This is a genomic window from Kaistella sp. SH40-3 (genome assembly GCF_030686865.1).
Taxonomy (GTDB): Bacteria; Bacteroidota; Bacteroidia; order Flavobacteriales; family Weeksellaceae; genus Kaistella.
The window spans coordinates 804,390-823,465 of sequence record NZ_JAQYUS010000001.1 but is presented as its reverse complement, the minus strand read 5'-3'; the positions used below and the strand labels follow the sequence as shown (position 1 = coordinate 823,465).

The window sequence follows — 19,076 nt, the reverse complement described above, 5'->3', positions numbered from 1 at the left end:
GGAGAGCCGGACCCGTGGTGGGGAAATTAAGCAGACAGTTTGTAATAAAGGAGAGCGCGCCGCCCAAAAAAAAAAATCCCACTCTTTCGAATGGGACCCCTTATTATAAATAAAAATTATTTATTTAACTCCTTATTCAGATTCACTGCATCTTGATAGGCAGGATTTAACTGAACGGATTTGCTAACGTAATCTTTGGCTTTTGTTGGATTGGTGTCCTTATCTAAATATGCAACCGCAAAATAGGCATAAGATAAAATCTCTTTACTGCTTTCTACCTCTTCAGGTTTTACAGTAGCAATATATTTTTCGTAGGCAATCTTAGCCAACTCCTTATTTCCTGCTTGCTGCTGTGCATAACCTTGACTATAATAAGCGGGCGCCCAGTCTGGAAGTAATCCACTCATTTTTTGCCAAGAATGAATTGCTCCATTCCAGTTTTTAACTTCTTGGTATGCATTTGCTAATTTAAACAAAGCATCTGTATCCTGTGGATTTTTCGCAACCTGTACTTTTAGGGCTTCAATCGCTGGACTTGTTGCACCTGCATCTACACTTGCTTGGTTAATTCCACCACCACCTTTGATTTTCACTAACTCTTCGTCCCACTTCATGGTTTCGTCTTTTGCTGCTTTTGCAACGGCAATTTTCTGCTGTGCTTCTGTATTAAGCGCCGCTTTCTTTACTTCATCGGTTTCTTTCTGTGCTAATCCCGCTGCAATAAGCCCCTGTAATCCTTGATCACCTGGCTGTACTCTTGATTTCTCAGCTTTTGCTAAGAACGAATCCATACTGGTCTTTGCACTTTGGTAATCACCTTCAGCATAAAGCAAATATGCTCTTAATTTAAATTTGATGGGATCTTCTACTTTATCGAAAACCTTATCTAGATATAATTTTGAGTTTTCATAATCTTCATTGGTAAAGAAGAGTTTAGAAATCTCTAACTGTGTATCTGGATCTTCATCTGCATATTTTGCATAATTAATTAAATCTTGAGTTGCCAAAGCGTTTTGCTGATATCTAATATCATACCCTGCTTTTGCTTTGTATGCTGGAGCATATGTCGGATCTGCAGCAATTGCTTTATCGATATTTTCTTTTGCAGACTTCCACTGTTGAGCTTGCATCCAAAGGGTTCCAATTCTCGTGAACACAGATGCTTTATTTCTAGCACTTGGTAATGCTTTCTCATAAGCAGTCATAGCAGAACCGGCAACTTGTGGACTATTCGTTAATTTTAAACGATAAGCATCTCCCAAAGTATAATAATAATGAGCAGGTGTTCCATTTTTCGCTGATCTTTCAACTGCTTTATTCAAGTAGTCGATTGCCAAATCAGCATTTGCTGCACCACCAAATAGTGTTAGTGCTTCTGCTGCTCTATATAAAACCTCTGCATCTTTTTCTTTAGAGTCCTTAACAATATTCTGAATTTCTTGAACTGCTGATTTGTTTCCTTTGCCTAATTTAACAGATGCTAATCCTATTTTATTAAGATTGCTTTTTTTATCTATTTCCAAACCTTTGTTAAAGTTTTCTGTTGCTTTTTCAAAATTAGGCTCGAATTGGGTTAGATACGATTCTCCTAAATAAAAATAATTGTCCGATGTGGCTGATTTTGCAACCATATCAGTAAAGACTTGTCTGGCCTGAGCATATTTATGACTATCAGCACTGTTTATACCTTCCTGCAAAGTTTGCCCAAACGCAAAATTTGACAAGAATCCTACTGCAACACCGAAGGCAATCTTCTTCGTTAAATTCATTCTATCTTTCATTTTAATTTGTTTAATTTTTTATAATAACTATCAATCTTCTTAGTCCCAATTTTTATACCAAAACTAATTCAGATTCTAAAGAGTGCAATTTTTCGTAAAAATTTATCGCATTTGTACTTCTCTTTTGAATATGTGGTAAGGCTGTAACCCTTCTTTTGAAACCACAATCTGACCGATTTGTGTGCAAGAAAATCTAATAAAACCGTTTCCTAAACCAAAATACTTTTCATTGGTGAGGAAATATAGGACCCGTGTAAAAGGGTAAGACATATTCGCTAAATTTTCTACACGCGGTTCATAAGCCTTATTGCCTTCAACAACTTTTAAAATCTTAACTGAATTTTTCAAATTTTCAGATTCTGGATCATAGGGTCTACTAATCGTATTTAAACTAATAACTCCAATTTTATCGGGAAAAGCATTCAACTGTTCAATTAAGTTTTTATTCCCATTTATTATTGAAAATCTCAATTGATCTGGCTTCGTATTCAATTTTTGGGCTACGAAATTAAGGTTACTTGAATTGGTGCCATCAAAAATAATATTTTTTTTGTCATTATTCAACTCATTTCTAATTTCATCAATGGTGATGGTTTCTTTAGGAGAGTTTTTCGGAACGATAAACACTACTGCATCTCCAGCAAATTTAGCGGGTAACCAATCTAAAGTCGTTTCCTTTTTATATGCTTTCTTCTCGCTTTCGTTTAATTCTCTTGACATTACGATTACTCGAACTTTTCCTTCCAGCAAGTCTAAGAAAGCAAAATCCTCTTTCTTAATTTTTAAATTAATTTTAGTTTTGGGATAAAGCGCCATATACCGATCGGTGAGCGCTTCGGAAACACTTGCAAAAGATTCGTCAACTTCCATGGTAATCTCTCCTTGTTGAGGACTATCGATCAGTTTGGTCGGTTTCTTTTTACACGAAATTGAGAGAGTGAAAAAGAATATCATTAGTAATACACTATTCTTCATCTCTCTGTTCTTTGATTTTATATATTGCTCGCACCATTCTAAAAATACCATAGGTCACCAACAATCCTCCTAAAGAGTAGGCAACATTAGGTTCTAAATAGATGACGAAAAATTTATAGATAATTACCACGATTCCTAATACTACATAGAATAATCCGGCAACTACGGAAAGCCAATTAAATATCATATTCCACAAAACTACAAAAAAAATAAAAAAGAGAAGCTTTCACTTCTCTTTTCTATTGATTTAATTATTCAAACTGCATTGTTAGTGGTAATCTGTAACGGTATCTTACCGCTTGACCATTAATTTTAGCAGGAGTCCATTTGTTTTTAACAGACTTAATAGTTCTTACTGCTTCGGCATTAAATCCTTTGTTAGGGCCATCTGCTTTAACATCTGTAATCGAGCCATCACGCTCAACAACGAAAGTAATTGTAGTTTGTACTTTACCTTCATCGCCTTCCATTACCGAAGTATCGAAACTGTTAGAAACTTTACTTCTAAATGCATTAATTCCTCCTGGGAATTCTGCTAACTGCTCTACTTCTGTATAAACCTGAGTTTCTGAAACTTGTGGTTTAACTTCTACCGTTTGCACCTTTGTTCCTGTTGATGGAGGTGGCGGCGGTGGTGTATAAGATGGAGTTTTTACTCCTTCTTGATTTGCTAACCCTGTTGTAGTTTCCAACTGCTTTGTTATTGGCGGTGGTGGAGTTTCTACTTTCGGAGCCTTTACCGGTTCCGGCACTACATTCTGAATAACCTCTTGTTTGGGTTCTTCTTTTGGTGGCGGCGGTGGTGGAGGTGGTTCATCTTTTGGTTGCTCGATAATCTGCTCCTGCTCTGGAAGAATGTCAATTAAATTAGCATTTACTTCCGTTGTCTCTTTCGCCTGCATTTGCTTAATTTTCATTATCACAAATGGGGTGATTGCGGCAACACAGAATAAAACTGTTCCAAGGATGAACGCTTTGGTTAGCATTGATCTATAACTCGTTCTTAGATCATAGGCACCGTACGCTTTATTTCTATTTTCAAATACAATCTCATCCAAACCTGGACTACTATTGTAAGTGTTTTCATCTGCCATTATTCTTTCTTTTAAATATTAAAAGTATTATTCTAGTTGGTAGGTTGCGGAGTTTGTGGCGCCACACCTACTTTTTGATCATAAACAGCTTGTTCCGCCTTTTTGATATCGGTAATACCGTATATCTCATTTTTGGTAATCGCCATTTCATCTAGAATATCTACGAAATTTTTATATACTGCGTCGTCAGTCGGCTTAATGATCACTGTAAATTTACTTTGATCTTTTGCTCTGGCTTTTGCTTGCTCGATTACTTTTGTAATCCCATCTCTATCGAAAGTAGTTTCCTGAAGTGTCGCTGGCGTTAATTCGCTAGGAGCTAACTGGTGATAGAAAATTCTATTGTCTTTCCCAATAATTAATGAAATAGAGTTTGTTAAATCAATTTCAGTATCTGGTTGCTTTTGGTCTTTTTTCGGTTTTGCCGGAAGACCTAAATCCATAACATTTGGTTTATTGAACGTTGTCACTAACATAAAGAAAGTAATCAAAAGGAACGCCAAATCCACCATTGGGGTAAGATCTACGTGAGGTACCGACTTTTTAGATCTAACCTTTCCGCCTTTCCCGCTGCTGTCTTTTACTTGTACTTCTGCCATTTCTTATATTATTGTGCCGTTTCTTGACTTGTTATTAACCAGAACTTCAAGAAATCAATATCTCTTAATCCTTCAAATAAAGCTTTTACTTTAGGGTATTTCGTTTGTACATCTCCTTTGATTGCTAATTTGTAATCAGGATTTACGGCCAAACTTTGTTGTACCCAATCAGTTAATTGTTTATTTGTACTATCCATAGGGATTCCCGTTTTGCTTTTAAAGGCTTTGCGGTCTTCATCAGAGAGGTCCAAGAATCCTTTTAATTGATTCATCGGAACTCCAATTGACTGAACATTAGAAAAAGCAACTTTTTCTTTATCAGTAAATTTCATACCATACTTCTCTCCCATTTTATCCAATAGCGCTATGCGCTCGGTACCGTTTTCAACTGGTGTAAAATAGAATCTTCCGTCTGTTGTAGTCAAGATGGTCATAAGACTACCGTCTGGAAGAAGCTTTTCAGATATAGAAGATGGCGTGGTTATCGTCTCGATATCAGGTTTTGCAAACTGAGCCGTGAGGATAAAGAACGTAAGGAGTAGAAATGATACATCGGTCATCGCCGTCATATCTACCCTTATATTATGTCTTTTTGGTTTGACTCTCGCCATTGTAAATTATTTTTTATTAAACTTCTGCTTTTTGAGATTCCAATATAATTTGAATCTCCAATCGGTCGAAAATTCTTAGTGGAATTCTGCGAAAGACTGTTGGATTGACATTGCGATTTCGTCAATTTTGAACGTTAATCCGTCAATTTTAGAAGTAAAATAGTTGTAGAAAATAATTGCAACTGCAGAAGTACCAATACCTAAAGCTGTGTTGATCAATGCTTCAGAAATACCAATTGACAATGCAGCAGAATCTGGAGTACCACCTCCTGAACCTAATGCGTGGAAAGCTTTAATCATCCCAATTACCGTTCCTAGTAGTGCAACCAATGTAGCTACAGTACCTAAGGTAGAAAGAATCATCATGTTCTTCTCTAACATTGGCATTTCAAGAGTTGTTGCTTCTTCAATTGATTTGTTCAACGCAACCATTTTTTGTTCTTTATTCATAGTAGTGTCATGAGATAATGCTTTGTAAGTGGTTAATCCCTCTTTTACAACATTACCTACAGAACCTTGCTGTCTGTCACACTCTTCTAAAGCTTCATCAACTTTGTTTTGAGTTAACAATCTTCTTACCGATAAAACGAAATTATCTACGTTACCCGCACCTGCAGCTTTCTTAAGAACTAAAGCACGCTCGATTGAGAAAACGATTACGATAATCATAAAAGAAATAAGAATTGGAACAATTGGTCCACCCATGTAGATAATTCCCATAAATCCTTCAGGAGAAATCTCCTTAATATCTACATCAGAAAATGCAACCGAAGCACCTGTTAGTCTTGGATCTGGTTTGAAGTTACCTGGACTTCCCAAAACAAAATAATAAATTAAATACCCTATTGCAATAAGAATAGGCAGTATTAAGGCAGGGTTTAAACCTCCTAATTTTTTAGCAACTACTTGCTCCTCGTTGTTTGAAACATTCATTTCCATACTAAACTAAATTATAATTGTTATTTTAAATTTTCGATTTGTAAAATAAAGTTAAAATATTTAATAATGCAAGTCCTTACAAGCCATTAGATTCAATTTTAAGCAATCTTAAGAGACATTAACATTGAATTATTAATAATAATTGTATTAAAAAATGATTATTATTTTCAATTTCAAAAATACCTTTCAAAAATCACAAAAATTACCTCCTATTTTTTATGATTGCACTATAAAAATTATTTTTACCATTTATTTTCAGAGAACAATATTAATTATTTTTTTAGGTACTATAATCACTTTTTTGGGATTATTTCCTTGTAATTGTTCCTTTGTCCGTTCATCAGCCAAAATAATATCTTGAATTTCCGGAGCGGATAGACTTGCCGGCAAACTTAATTTAAACCTCATCTTACCATTAAAACTTACTGGATATTCAATTTCATCTTCTACCAAATGTTTTTCTTCAAATACTGGGAAAGGTGCAAATTCGATCGAATCAGCATGACCAAGCAGATCCCATAATTCTTCGGCAATATGAGGTGCGTAAGGTGAAACAATAATTGCTAATGGTTCTAAGATTTCTCTCTTATTAGTCTTCAGTTTTTGCAACTCATTTACTGCAATCATAAACTGGGAAACCGACGTATTAAAAGAGAAATTATCAATATCAAACACCACTTTTTTGATTAAAGTATGTAGAATTTTATATTCCTGCTTGGTTGGCTCTTCCTCAGAAACTTCAAAATCATCTCCATTAAAATAAAGGTTATAGAACTTTTTCAAGAAACCATAAACTCCACTTAAACCTTGAGTATTCCAAGGTTTTGATTGCTCTAATGGTCCCAGGAACATTTCATATAAACGCAAACAGTCGGCGCCGAACTCGTCGCAAATATCATCCGGATTAACCACATTGTATTTTGACTTGGACATTTTTTCAACTTCGCGTTCGCAAATATATTTTCCGTCTTCCAAAATAAATTCAACCTCAGCATATTCTGAACGCCAGTTTTTAAATTTATCTGTGTCGAGTTCATCGGTTCCTCCTTTTAATAAAGAAACATCAACGTGGATTTTTTGAACTTGATGATCTTTAGCCAAACCTTTGGAAACATATTGATTTGTTCCGTCAATTCTCAAAACATACGCGCTCATCCCCAAAATCATTCCCTGATTAATGAGTTTTTTAAACGGTTCTTCATGATTAATATAACCACGGTCTTTCATAAACATATTCCAGAAACGGGAATACAATAAATGTCCGGTCGCGTGTTCGCTTCCACCAATATATAAGTCAACTTGCCCCCAATAATCGGAAATATTTTTATCAGTAAAAACCTCATCATTATTCGGATCCATATATCTTAAAAAATACCATGAACTTCCGGCCCAACCTGGCATGGTTGATAATTCTAAGGGAAATACTGTTTCATTATTAATTAAATCAGTAGAAACAATTTTCTGATTTGCTTCATCCCAAGCGAACGTTTTAGCATTTCCTAAAGGAGGATCGCCATCTTCAGTTGGAAGATATTTTTCAACTTCCGGTAATTCCAAAGGCAAAGCAGAAATTGGTAAAGTGTAAGGCATTCCCTCTTTATAATATACAGGAACAGGTTCGCCCCAATATCTTTGACGGGAGAAAATCGCATCCCGCTGTCTGTAATTCGTGGTTCCGTGACCTATATTTTTCTTTTCTATTTCAGAGATAATTAATGATTTAGCGTCGTCATATTTTAAACCATTTAAAAATTCTGAATTTACACACACCGAATCTTTAGAATCAAATGACTCTTCCTGAATATCGTTATCGTTTTCAATAACGTTTACAATTTTCAAATCGAATTTCTTCGCAAAACGGTGATCACGTTCATCATGCGCAGGAACGGCCATTACAGCGCCTGTTCCGTAACCCATCAACACATAATCCGAAATATAAATCGGCATTTCTTCTTCCGTAAATGGATTCAATGCATAAGATCCAGTAAACGCACCACTGACATTTTTTACGTCAGACATACGATCCCTTTCCGTTTTCTTAGAGGTTTGCTCGATGTAGTTTTCTATTTCTTCTTTTTGACCTTCTATCGTTAAACTTTTTACCAAAGGATTCTCCGGCGCCAAAACCATAAAGGTCGCACCAAAAATAGTATCAGGACGCGTAGTGAAAACGGAAATCTTCTCTTCAGAATCTTCAACATCAAAAGTTATGAGCGCTCCCTGAGATTTTCCAATCCAGTATTCCTGGGCATCTTTCAAAGGTTGAGGCCAATCCAAGTTATTTAAACCTTGCAAAAATCTTTCAGAATATGCTGTGATTCTCATGCTCCACTGCATCATTTTCTTTTGGAAAACCGGATAACCGCCTCGTTCAGACTTACCATCTTTTACTTCATCATTCGCCAAAACAGTTCCTAAACCCGGACACCAGTTTACAGTTGTTTCTGCACGATATGCTAAACGGTAGTTTAACAGAATATCCTGTTGATCTAACTCAGAAGCATTTTTCCATTCCTCTGCAGTAAAATCTAACTCATCATTTTGAACAGCCGATAAGTTTTTTGTTCCGTGATTTTCGAAATGACGAATCAATTCTTTAATATCTTCCGCTTTATCAGTCGCTTTATTATACCACGAATCAAAAAGTTGAATAAAAATCCATTGCGTCCATTTATAATAAGAAGCATCTGAAGTTCTCACTTCCCTACTCCAGTCAAATGAAAAACCGATTTTACGCATCTGCTGCTCGTAACGTGTAATGTTTTCTTCCGTTGTTACGGCAGGATGCTGACCTGTTTGAATCGCATACTGTTCCGCTGGAAGTCCGAATGAATCGTAACCGATCGGGTGCAAAACGTTAAATCCCTGATGTCTTTTATATCTCGCATAAATATCTGAAGCGATATAACCGAGTGGATGACCAACGTGTAAACCCGCTCCGGAAGGATAAGGAAACATATCCAAAACATAAAATTTTGGTTTATCGGTTGCATTATCAGTTTTGTAGGTTTGATTTTCTTCCCAGAATTTCTGCCACTTTTTGTCGATGGATTGATGGTCGTAAAACATTAATTTGAAATTTTATTTTTAATTCAAAAACTTTATCAAAGATTTTAAACTTTGACATCGTTAATAATGCACAAATTTAAGGTTTTGAAATGAATTTTTGAATGAAACAATTTATCGTAAATTTGTAATATTAAAGATTAAAAACACAATGTCCGAAGTTTCGATTATCACGCCTTGCTATAATTCCTCGAAGTTTTTGGAGAAGACTATTCAATCCGTTTTAAATCAGAAATTTACAGATTGGCAATGGCTGATTACTGATGATTGCTCGTCGGACGATTCTGTAGAAATTATTAAGAACATTAACGATCCCCGAATTATACTCACCATCGCAGAAAAAAATGGTGGCGCGGGACACGCTCGAAATTTATCACTAGAAAAAGCCAAGGGAAAATTCATCACTTTTTTAGATGCAGATGATTATTGGGAACCGAATTTTTTAGAGGAAATGGTTTCATTTATGAAAAGAGAAAAAGCCGAACTCGCCTATTCTAATTACGCAAGATGTGATGAAAACCTAAATCCTACGATTTCAGATTTTCAGGCAGACAAAGAAGTAACCTTTGAAAACTTGCTGAAAACGTGCCGTTTATCATTATTAAGTTCTATGTATGATTCTGAAAGAGTTGGCAAAGAATTTTTCCCAGCGGGAAGCAAGCGTGAAGATCATGTAATGTGGCTGAATTTATTAAAGAAAATTCCCGTCGGAAAACCACTTGCGAAAACCATGGCGAAATACAGAATGCACGAAAGCAGTATTTCCCGAAAAAAGACCAACATTATGAAAGACCAGTATTTGGTATATAAAGATCACATGAATTTTTCTACTTTGAAATCTTGGTATTACACCGCGAATTGGGCTTTGAATGGATTTATGAAATATTCAAAAATATTTAATTAATGGAATATTCAAAGGAATTTAAGGAAGCGATTTCCAATTTCACTTCGGCAGAAAAAGACAAACTAATTATCCGTTTGCTAAAAAAAGACCGAATTCTTTCACATCGACTATATTTCGAACTCATCGATCCGGAAACCGCGGACGACAAAAGAAATCAAATGGAGACTTTGGTTAAAGAAGAAGTTTCAATTGCCGCAAAAAAATTCGGACGAACAAAATATTTCTTACCAAGTATTCGAAGAATCAGTGCGAAAATAACAGAACACGTAAAAATTACAACTGATAAATTCGGCGAAGTTTCATTAACAATGCTATTGGTGAGTGAAACATTAGAAAACTTGCCAAAGACTAGCGATTATTACAAATTGTATATCTATCTTTTAAATAAAATCTTCCGGTCTTTAGTTTTAACTAAAAAACTAGATCCTGATTATTATTTAGATTTAAGAGAAAGTTTTGAAGCAGTTCATCAACAAATTGTAAAAAATAAAAGTTTGGAGGAATTAACGCTTCATAACGGATTATTCATGAGTTGGATTGATCCAGAAAATATTCCCGATGATATTGATTTAATTTTAAAAGGAATAAAAGCAGAAGGATTATTAAGATAAATATTCTAGTGAATTTCCTTCATCACTAGATTAACCATTGCATCGCAGTAGATTAAATTGAATTCAAAAACCTCTTCTCTATTGTACACTTTTTCGATTTCTGTTCTTAAGAAATTCTTCGCTCTGTTCAGACGGACTTTCACATTATTCTCGCTAATGTCTAGAATTTCGGCAGTTTCAAAAACGTTTAATCCATTAATTTCCCGCAAGGTAAATACAGTTCTGTAATCTTCCGGAATATGGAGCAAGGCTTTTTCCAGCACAGAATTTAATTCAGCATTCATTACTTTTTTTGATGTTTCTGCACCATCATACCGATTATAAACCTCGGCATTATTCTCAAGAGATTCCAGGTTTTTCGATGACCATTTCTGGTTTTTTTTATAACAGTGATTCACCATAATCTTGGAAAGCCAGGTTTTTAGAGAAGACCTGTTTTCAAACTGGGATAAATGAGTGTAAGCCTGAATGTACGAATCCTGCATAAGGTCTTGCGTATCTTCATGACTAAAGTGATACATCATCCCAATTCGATAAAGAAAAGGATTATTTCGGCGGATGATTAATTCAAAAAAAGCGGTCTCTTTGTTCAGAATCTTTTGAATCAACTCCAAATCTGAGTATTGACTTTGTGCATTCATAACTTTATTGTTTGTCGAAAATGAATACTAATTCTACCTTAGGAAAAGTAAAAATGGTGTTTGAAGTTCTTATTCGGAAGGATCTTCTAAATTGAACTGTGCTAACAAAGGTAAAGAAATTAATGCTAACTTTTTAAAAACTAGTGATTTAGAAATTCCAAAAACTCAAGACTGATAATTTATTTTAAAAGTAGATATAAGTGAACTTTAATTCCGTCTTTGCAATTGTATTTTAAACTTGATGCTTTTTAACAATTTGTGCTACGATAATTTCAGAAGCAACCGGCTGTTCCTCAATAAAATTTCTCGCATTATTCCCCATCTTTTCCAAAGAAGCATCGTCTCTTAACAATGCTAAAAGATAAGGTGCAGCAAAAAATTCGTCTTCAAAAGATTTCCCTCCATTTTTGGCAATAAGCGCATCGGCTTCTGGGTTTTGGGTATATTGATTTCCGAAGAAAACAGGGATTCCAAATGTTGCTGCTTCCAGAATATTATGCAAACCTTTCGAGTGAAAACCGCCACCAACAACGGCTAAGTCTCCGTAAGAATATAATTTAGAAAGCAAACCAATACAATCCACAATTAAGATTTTCACATTTAAATAGCGCAAAGAAGCCTTATCTGTAATCTGCGAATAGAGAATTGCTGTGGGAAAAATAGTTTTTAAATAGGGAACTCTTTTTAAGTCGTGTGGAGCGATAATGATTTTTACGTCTTTATTTTTTGCGGCGATCATTTCTGCCAAACGTTCTTCTGCTTCCCAGGAACTTCCAAAAATAATTGTTTTGTGATCCATTTTAAATTCATCAATAAAATTGACCGAATTATCTCTCTTTCGAAGTTTACGAACTCTGTCGTAGCGCGTATCTCCTGCAGTCATGGAGTTTTTCAAACCAATTCCTTTTGCCAACGCAGTAGAATGTTGAGTCTGATGAAAAAAGAAATCCACATTTTTTTTCAGTTGCTTTACAAACCAACCTCCGTAGGCTTTAAAGAAGACTTGAGTTTCATAAAATAAGGCAGAAACTACATAAATTTTTGCGCCTTGGTTTTTCAGTTCTTCTAAAAGATGATACCAGTAATCGTATTTTACGGTGAAGAAAATATCTGTTTTAAAATTTGATATAAACTCTTTAACCCACTTTTCAGTATCAAAAGGAAGATAACAAACGACGTCTGCAATCGTATTTTTTTTAATGACATTATCGTAACCTGAGGGTGAAAAAAAAGTAATTAGAATTTTATGAGTTGGATATTGATCCCTGAGTTTCTCTAAGACAGGAAGCCCCTGTTCATATTCTCCCAAACTTGCAGCATGCATCCAAATTATTTTATCGTCTTTCGTGAATTTTGCTTTTACCAAATCGCAACTTTGTCTTCTTCCGGCCAAACCTTTCTTTAATTTATAATTAAAGATGGCGCCTACTTTCATTCCTGAAATCAGCAAGCGGATAAAAAGGTTGTATAGAAACATTAATTAAGAGGGTTTTGAGAAATCGGTCTTTTAGAAATAAAATAAGAATAAACCATCATTACGATGATTACTAAAAAAAGGACGACGATTAAGTAATTGGTTACCGGACTTACCACATCATTTTTTTCTAATGCAACGGCAATACTTTCATAAGTAATTACGGTTAATATCAACATAATGATCAAATGAAAAACGCTCACGATTCTCTCTGCTTTCATGGTGGCCTCTTTTATATTCTGAGGCATTTTTAACATTGGAGAATTAATATTCTTGATGAGATAAAAAATAAGCAGGTAAATAAACGTTGCAAATCCGGCTAAAAACCAGATCATAATTCTGGGCACGTAAAAATTTGGTTTCCCGTCCCAGTCGAAGTGAATCGGAACCGAAAGTGGCAAATCCCGATAATTCATAAAAATATAATCCCAGATAAATATCAAAAGAACAAATGAAACAATCTTCAGGTAAAAGGGTAATTTTTTCATGATGATTTTAAATAAACAGTAAGCTCTAAATTAGGCATTATATTTTTTTTAAAAAACACTGCGCAAAAATCGCAGTCTATGAGTGTGTTTATTAAGTTCCTTATTAAAAATTCCGGTGGAATCTAAAGAGTCGATTCTCACTTTTCCAGAAGCGTGGATTATTTGATAATCATTCAGCATCATTCCAACGTGTGTAATCTTTCCTTCTTCATTTTCAAAAAAGGCCAAATCACCAGGTTTACTTTCTTCTACAAAACTTAGAACTTCTCCTATTTCGGATTGTTGCTGGGCTTCTCTTGGTAAAGAGATTCCGTGAACTTTATAAATCAACTGTACGAATCCGCTGCAATCTATTCCGAAGAAACTTCTGCCGCTCCAGAGATACGGAACATTTAGAAATTGTTTTGCAGTTTCTGATACTGTTTCGACGTGTAAAAATGAAGGTTCTGTTTTTTCCGAATTCACTTCACTTCCTATCGATAATAAGATTGGCCCTTGTGATGTGTTATACATTTGAATGGGATTCAATACCAATTCAGTTTTTCTTTCAAGGAAATATTCTTCAGAAATTTCAGAAATCTGTTTGGCGTCAATCCAGCCTTCATAACCATCAAAATCCATTTTGACTTTGATGAACTTCCCTTTGCTTTCAAGAATATCAACGGTTTCTCCATAAAGAAGTTGCGAAGTCATTTCTGACTGATGAGATTCTTCTGCGCGAATTGCAGCCACCGAAACCGTACAAATTCCTTTGTTCATCGTTATTCCTAAAGTTTATTTTTTTCTGCTTAAATGAAGTCCGTCGCGCAAAGGTAAAATAACATTTTCGAAATCTTCATCTTTTGCAATCATGGCGTTGAGTTCTTTGATGATTTGGGTGGATTTTTGTTTCGGATTTTCTTCTAAAACTTTTCCGTACCACAACACATTATCAAAAAGCACAACTGCTCCACTTTTGATTCTTGGTTTTATTAAATTAAAATATTCTACATAATTTTCTTTGTCCGCATCGATGAACACAAAATCGAAAACCTCATCAGTTTCTTTTAAAAACGCTTTTGCATCTTTTAACTGAAAATCAATCTGCCCAGAATATTCACTTTCCAGAAAATACTTTTTCGGTAAATAAGCCAATTCTTCATTGATATCTAATGTGGTTATTTTTCCGTCTTTTGACAGTCCTTCTGCTAAACACAAAGTTGCATAACCAGTAAAAGTCCCAATCTCCAGAATGTTTTTCGGGTGAATTATCTTCGATAAAATAGCCAAAAGTCTTCCTTGCAGATAACCAGAAATCATGTGCGGCTGAGTGGTTTTCTGAAAAGTTTCCTTTCGCAGTCTTTTCAAAATATCAGGTTCTGCCAAAGCATGATTTTCTAAATAGCGATCCATTTCAGGACATTGTTCTTCAAAAAAACTCATGGATTATTAATTTAAAACAAATTTAAGCATTTAAAACAAAAAACCTTGTCGAGGCTTTAATTCCTGACAAGGTTTAATTGTATTTCGTTGAAATAATTGCTTAGTTTTTCACTGGAGCAATATCCATTAATTTCATAAACTCATCTAACTTAGGCATGATGATGATTTCTGTTCTTCTGTTTTCCGCTCTTCCTGAAACTGACGCGTTGGTCGTTTTCGGATTGTATTCGCTTCGTCCACCCGCTGTAATTCTCGCCGGATTTACACCGAATTTTGTTTGAAGAACTTTCGCCATTGAAGTGGCTCTCAAGGCAGATAAATCCCAGTTGTCTTTTGGTAAATTGGCAGAATTCAACGGAACATTATCAGTATTACCTTCGATCAATACAGAATAAGTATCGTAATCATTAATTACTTTCGCTACTTTTCCTAGCACATCTTGAGCAGCAGGTAAAATGTTATAATCTCCAGTTTTGTACAACATATTATCAGACAAAGAAATCATAACTACACCTTTCAACACTTTCACCTGAACATCGCTGTCAGCGATATTATCCAACGAACGTTTTAGTTTATTAGATAAAGCCAGGTTCAAACTGTCGTTTTTAGAATTGGTAGAAATTAACTGTTTGATGTATTTGTTTGAAGAATTAATCTCTCCAATTAATTTGTCGATGTTGGCTGAACCCTTTCCTGTATTTGATAAACAAGCATCAAGTGAAGATTTTAACGCATCATTCTGACCTTTCAACAAAGCATTTTCACTTGCCAATCCAGAATTAATACCTTTCAAATCCTGAATTTCACGTTGTCTCTCTCCAACATTGGTGATACATTGGTCGTAATTAAGTTTTATAGCGTCAAATTTTTTCTGACTCACACAAGAAGTCATCAGCGCTGCCATTCCTAAAACGGCTCCAATTTTTCCGATATTCATATTTTTTTTATTTAGTATCCCAAAAATAGCAAATACAATTTGATTAGAAGAATTATCTTTGCTAAATATTCCTTAAAAAATCCTTAAAAATTGGTTAACACAAACGATTTTCAGCAATCTCTTCATGAAATTCAGGTGGATTACAAGAACTCCAAATTTCTACTTGCCGTAAGTGGTGGTGTAGATTCTATGGTACTAATGAATTTATTTAAAGGTGCTAATTTAAACTTTGAAGTTGCCCACATCAACTATAAACTTCGAGGAGAAGATTCCGATGAAGACCAAAAATTAGTTGAAGGTTTTTGCAGACAAAACCAAATTCCTTTTCATCTTTACCAAATTTCCGAAAAAGATAAAAAACCGAAAAACTCGATTCAAGAATGGGCGAGATATGTTCGATATCAATTCTTTCGGAAAGTTCAGCAGGAGCAAAATTTAGATTTCCTTGTTACCGCACATCATTTAAATGATCAACTTGAAACCTTTATCATCAATCTTTCTAAAGCTGCTGGAATTAAAGGTTTGAGTGGTATTCCAGCGCATGAAAATAAAATTCTCCGTCCACTTCTTGGTTTTTCTAAAGAAGAAATTTATGATTATGCCAAAAAAAATAAGATCAAATTTCGGGAAGATGTATCCAATCAAAAAAATGATTATTTAAGGAATAAGATTCGAAATGAAATCGCGCCTAAATTATTGAACATCAATGAGAATTTTCTGAAGAACTTTAGCAAAAGTATTTTATACCTGAATCAAACTAAAAGTTTTGTTGAGGAGAAGATTTCGGAAATTGAAAAAGAAATTATCATTAATAAAGAAGATTATTTAAGCATTAACAAAGAACTTTTTTTAGATCAAAGTGATTTTATTCAATTTGAAATCTTGAGAAAATATGGTTTTAATGAAGTCGAAGAAATCGCAAAAATCAGAAAAGCCAAAACCGGAAAGAAATTTATTTCTACTGAATTTCAATTAACCATCGATCGGGAAATCTTTATTGTTAAAAAAATCGTAGATACACTAGTAAAGGAAAACGAAGATGAAATTATTTTGGAATTGAATTCAGATAATCAGATAATCATTCCGGAAGATATTCATCATGAAATCAAAGAATTAGGAAAAACCAATTGGAAAATTGATGGTGACAAAATTCAATTCCCTTTAAAATTAAGGCGTAAAAAAACGGGTGATATATTTCATCCAATCGGAATGATAGGCAAAAAGAAAATCTCAAAATTTTTTAAGGATGAAAAAATACCTATTTTAGCCCAGCAAAAAATCTGGCTTTTGTGCGATGAAAGCGATAAAGTTTTAGGTATTATTTCATTTCGCCAAGACCGAAGATTTGCTGCATCGACAGAAAGTTCAAAAATCATAAAAGTAAAATTATAGCGTTCACTAAGGTTAATGGTTCGCAAAAAAGTAAATATAACATGAAATTTAAAAATTGGTTGATCCTCATTGTTCTTTTCCTTTTTCAAGGAGTTACCGCACAAATCAAAGATCCTGTAAAATTCAAATATCAAATTAACTCGTTAGCAAACAACGAATACGAAGCAGTTTTAACCGCAACAATCGATAAAAACTGGCACATTTATTCCCAAGACTTACCACAAGATTCAGGAATCCCGACTGAAATGAAACTATCCTCAAAAGATGGAATCACCCTCATTGGTAAAGTACAGGAAGTTGGTAAAAAACATGACGAGTTTTCAGAAGCCTTCGGTGCACAGATTGTTTATTATTCCAATTCCGTTTTATTTAAACAAAAATTTAAACTTAAAAATAACGCAAAACCAGCAAATGTAACTGCAGAAATCACATATCAAACTTGTGATGACCGAGTTTGCTTGGCGCCAAATACTTTAGAATTTGAACAAAAAGTGACGCCAACTGCAGTTGCGGCAGATGCTCCAACGTCTTCTGAAGAACTGATTGCCGAAACAGTTACAGGCACAAAACCAGATAGCGTCGCAACTCCTCCAACTGAAGAAACTACGACTGTTGCTCCAATTGCAACACAAGACGGTTTGAAAGTAGCGAGCATCGATTTTGAAAATCCACAAACCGATTGCGGTATTGCAAAACAAAGCAATAACGAAAATTTCTGGACGTATTTATTACTAGGATTTTTCGGTGGCTTAATCGCTTTGCTCACGCCATGCGTTTTCCCGATGATTCCGTTAACGGTTTCCTTTTTTACCAAAGGAGCAAAAGACAAAGCAAAAGGAAAAAGAGACGCTTTTATTTATGGCTTCTTTATTTTACTCATCTTCGTATTACTAAGTGTTCCTTTTCATATTATTGATGGAATTGCAGGAAACATTTTCAATCAAATTTCAACATCAGTTTGGTTGAATGTTACGTTCTTTATCATTTTTATATTTTTCGCTGGAAGTTTCTTCGGATACTACGATATTACTTTGCCGAGTTCAATCGCCAACAAATCTTCAAAAGCAGAAGATGCCGGTGGAATTATCGGAATTTTCTTTATGGCTTTAACATTGGTCATTGTTTCATTCTCCTGTACCGGACCAATCCTGGGAAGTTTATTAGGAAGTGCAGTTACAGGTTCTTCAAACGTTCCAATGTTATTGACTTATGCTTTGGCTGGATTTGGATTCTCTTGGGCAATCGTTTTCGGATTACTGGCTTTTTTTCCTCAAGCATTGCAAAGTCTACCAAAATCAGGTGGTTGGATGAATACCGTGAAAGTGGTCTTAGGATTTGTTGAATTAGGTTTGGCTTTAAAATTCTTATCAAAAGCAGATTTAGTTTCAAAAACATTCTTCCTAAAAAGAGAATTATTTATTGTAATCTGGATTCTTATTTCTATTGGATTAGTCCTTTATTTATTCGGAAAAATCAGATTTCCACACGATGATAAGAATGCTAAAATTTCAATAACCAGAAAAATTATTGGTGTTTTAGGAATTGGTTTTGTAATTTATTTAATTCAAGGTTTATTCCCAGCAGAAAGACCGAGACTTCAACATTTGAGTGGAATTCTTCCTCCGATTAATGTGAGCTATTTGCATAAAGAAGGTGATGGAATTCTTGGAATGCATCCCGAACATGATTATTTCAAAGCACTTGAAATTGCGAAGAAAGAAAACAAACCAATATTGGTTGACTTCACCGGTTACGGTTGTGAAAACTGTCGTAAAATGGAAGAATTCGTTTGGAGCGAACCCGATATTTTGCCAACGCTTCAGAACGAAGTTATTCTTGTGTCTTTATATGTTGATGACAAAGAAGCGTTGCCTGAAAACGAGCAAACCTCCATTGATATGGGGAACGGCCAGAAGAAAAAAATTAAAACGATTGGTGACAAATGGAGTTTATTCCAACAAATTAACTTTAATAATAATTCGCAACCGCATTATGTTTTGATTTCCCCAGATGGAAAAGTAATTAATACTCCCGTTTCCGGTTATATGCCGAAAGAGGATTTCAAAGCGTTCTTGGATTGTGGAATTGCGTTTTTCAAGAAAGGAAAATAAATTTCAGACTAATAGATAATAGAAAAAAGAT

At 34.7% G+C, this 19,076-nt stretch carries 18 protein-coding genes; 4 read left to right on the top strand and 14 right to left on the bottom strand.

What is annotated here, in order from left to right; translation table 11 throughout:
* Positions 1 to 116: 116 nt before the first annotated feature.
* The 8 genes from PUH65_RS03780 to leuS form a co-directional block, all read right to left on the bottom strand.
* Complete coding sequence (locus PUH65_RS03780) at positions 117 to 1,781, bottom strand: tetratricopeptide repeat protein (RefSeq protein ID WP_305520292.1); 1,665 nt, start codon at positions 1,779 to 1,781, stop codon at positions 117 to 119.
* A 102-nt stretch (positions 1,782 to 1,883) separates the two neighbouring features.
* Positions 1,884 to 2,756, bottom strand: coding sequence for a PstS family phosphate ABC transporter substrate-binding protein (locus tag PUH65_RS03775; RefSeq protein WP_305520293.1), 873 nt, complete (start codon positions 2,754 to 2,756; stop codon positions 1,884 to 1,886).
* Complete coding sequence (locus PUH65_RS03770; protein ID WP_370692010.1) at positions 2,746 to 2,943, bottom strand: C4-dicarboxylate ABC transporter; 198 nt, start codon at positions 2,941 to 2,943, stop codon at positions 2,746 to 2,748. Before PUH65_RS03770 ends, PUH65_RS03775 begins: the two co-directional genes overlap by 11 nt.
* Positions 2,944 to 3,007: 64 nt before the next feature.
* Positions 3,008 to 3,850 carry an energy transducer TonB gene (locus PUH65_RS03765; protein ID WP_305520294.1) on the bottom strand — a complete coding sequence of 281 codons (843 nt, stop codon included), beginning with the start codon at positions 3,848 to 3,850 and terminating at the stop codon, positions 3,008 to 3,010.
* Positions 3,851 to 3,882: 32 nt separating this feature from the next.
* Positions 3,883 to 4,449, bottom strand: coding sequence for a biopolymer transporter ExbD (locus PUH65_RS03760; RefSeq protein WP_305520295.1), 567 nt, complete (start codon positions 4,447 to 4,449; stop codon positions 3,883 to 3,885).
* Positions 4,450 to 4,457: 8 nt separating this feature from the next.
* Positions 4,458 to 5,060, bottom strand: a complete 603-nt coding sequence (locus PUH65_RS03755; RefSeq protein ID WP_305520296.1) for a biopolymer transporter ExbD — start codon at positions 5,058 to 5,060, stop codon at positions 4,458 to 4,460.
* A 75-nt stretch (positions 5,061 to 5,135) separates the two neighbouring features.
* Positions 5,136 to 5,999: a MotA/TolQ/ExbB proton channel family protein gene (locus PUH65_RS03750; protein WP_305520297.1), complete on the bottom strand. Its 864-nt coding sequence runs from the start codon at positions 5,997 to 5,999 to the stop codon at positions 5,136 to 5,138.
* A gap of 255 nt (positions 6,000 to 6,254) precedes the next feature.
* A complete protein-coding gene (gene leuS / locus PUH65_RS03745) occupies positions 6,255 to 9,068 on the bottom strand; it encodes a leucine--tRNA ligase (RefSeq protein WP_305520298.1) in 2,814 nt (937 codons plus the stop codon).
* 148 nt (positions 9,069 to 9,216) lie between these two features.
* On the opposite strand from leuS, the gene PUH65_RS03740 reads away from it, so the two are divergent.
* Together PUH65_RS03740 and PUH65_RS03735 are read left to right on the top strand one after the other, a co-directional pair.
* Entirely contained in the window at positions 9,217 to 9,969 is a 753-nt protein-coding gene (locus PUH65_RS03740) for a glycosyltransferase family A protein (protein ID WP_305520299.1), read from the top strand.
* The gene (locus PUH65_RS03735; RefSeq protein ID WP_305520300.1) at positions 9,969 to 10,580 is read left to right on the top strand and encodes a deoxyuridine 5'-triphosphate nucleotidohydrolase; all 612 of its coding nucleotides are present in this window, start codon (positions 9,969 to 9,971) and stop codon (positions 10,578 to 10,580) included. The genes PUH65_RS03740 and PUH65_RS03735 overlap by 1 nt, the downstream gene beginning before the upstream one ends.
* 5 nt (positions 10,581 to 10,585) lie before the next feature.
* Here PUH65_RS03735 and PUH65_RS03730 read toward each other — a convergent pair whose 3' ends face one another.
* The 6 genes from PUH65_RS03730 to PUH65_RS03705 all read right to left on the bottom strand — a co-directional run bounded on the left by PUH65_RS03730 (position 10,586) and on the right by PUH65_RS03705 (position 15,542).
* Positions 10,586 to 11,221: a sigma-70 family RNA polymerase sigma factor gene (locus PUH65_RS03730; protein WP_305520301.1), complete on the bottom strand. Its 636-nt coding sequence runs from the start codon at positions 11,219 to 11,221 to the stop codon at positions 10,586 to 10,588.
* A gap of 232 nt (positions 11,222 to 11,453) precedes the next feature.
* Positions 11,454 to 12,698: a 3-deoxy-D-manno-octulosonic acid transferase gene (locus tag PUH65_RS03725; RefSeq protein WP_305520302.1), complete on the bottom strand. Its 1,245-nt coding sequence runs from the start codon at positions 12,696 to 12,698 to the stop codon at positions 11,454 to 11,456.
* Positions 12,698 to 13,183 (bottom strand): DUF1648 domain-containing protein, encoded by a 486-nt coding sequence (locus tag PUH65_RS03720; RefSeq protein WP_305520303.1) that lies wholly within the window; start codon positions 13,181 to 13,183, stop codon positions 12,698 to 12,700. The genes PUH65_RS03725 and PUH65_RS03720 overlap by 1 nt, the downstream gene beginning before the upstream one ends.
* Positions 13,184 to 13,231: 48 nt before the next feature.
* Positions 13,232 to 13,942 carry a C40 family peptidase gene (locus tag PUH65_RS03715; protein WP_305520304.1) on the bottom strand — a complete coding sequence of 237 codons (711 nt, stop codon included), beginning with the start codon at positions 13,940 to 13,942 and terminating at the stop codon, positions 13,232 to 13,234.
* 15 nt (positions 13,943 to 13,957) lie between these two features.
* Positions 13,958 to 14,605: an O-methyltransferase gene (locus PUH65_RS03710; protein ID WP_305520305.1), complete on the bottom strand. Its 648-nt coding sequence runs from the start codon at positions 14,603 to 14,605 to the stop codon at positions 13,958 to 13,960.
* Positions 14,606 to 14,705: 100 nt separating this feature from the next.
* Positions 14,706 to 15,542 carry an OmpA family protein gene (locus PUH65_RS03705; protein WP_305520306.1) on the bottom strand — a complete coding sequence of 279 codons (837 nt, stop codon included), beginning with the start codon at positions 15,540 to 15,542 and terminating at the stop codon, positions 14,706 to 14,708.
* A gap of 90 nt (positions 15,543 to 15,632) precedes the next feature.
* Between PUH65_RS03705 and tilS the strand changes: the two genes are divergently transcribed.
* Both tilS and PUH65_RS03695 read left to right on the top strand, forming a co-directional pair.
* A complete protein-coding gene (tilS, locus tag PUH65_RS03700; protein WP_305520307.1) occupies positions 15,633 to 16,934 on the top strand; it encodes a tRNA lysidine(34) synthetase TilS in 1,302 nt (433 codons plus the stop codon).
* A 41-nt stretch (positions 16,935 to 16,975) separates the two neighbouring features.
* Positions 16,976 to 19,045: a thioredoxin family protein gene (locus PUH65_RS03695; protein ID WP_305520308.1), complete on the top strand. Its 2,070-nt coding sequence runs from the start codon at positions 16,976 to 16,978 to the stop codon at positions 19,043 to 19,045.
* Positions 19,046 to 19,076: the final 31 nt, after the last annotated feature.